Source organism: Glycomyces salinus (genome assembly GCF_016428645.1).
Taxonomy (GTDB): Bacteria; Actinomycetota; Actinomycetes; order Mycobacteriales; family Micromonosporaceae; genus Glycomyces; species Glycomyces salinus.
The window spans coordinates 1-349 of the sequence record NZ_JAELXW010000037.1; the positions used below are offsets into that span (position 1 = coordinate 1).

The window sequence follows — 349 nt, forward strand, 5'->3', positions numbered from 1 at the left end:
GTGCCGGTTCCACCACGGCCGCGTCCACACCCCCGGATGGAGCGTCACCAAGACCGGCCCCGGACAGGCGGCCATCGTCCACCACGAAGACCACGAACCCGCCCCCGCCGACATGACCGAACACGAAGGCCAGGGCGGGTGCGGGTGCGCCGACTGGCGCACCGACACCGACCTCGAGGCCGACTTCCAGAACGACGCCGCGAACCTCTTCGACACCGGCCTCTACCCCACCGAATGGGCCGAAACACTCAAAGCAGACTTGAACCGCGCCGCCGAACAAGCCGAAACCGACCGCGCCCGGGCCGCCGCACGCGCCGCCCGAGACAAAGCACGAGCACGCTTCACCACC

1 protein-coding gene is annotated in these 349 nt (G+C 69.9%); it reads left to right on the top strand.

The window, feature by feature from the left end; translation table 11 throughout:
* On the top strand, positions 1–349 hold a 349-nt coding region (locus JFB92_RS12080), incomplete at both ends, for a hypothetical protein (RefSeq protein WP_199038590.1).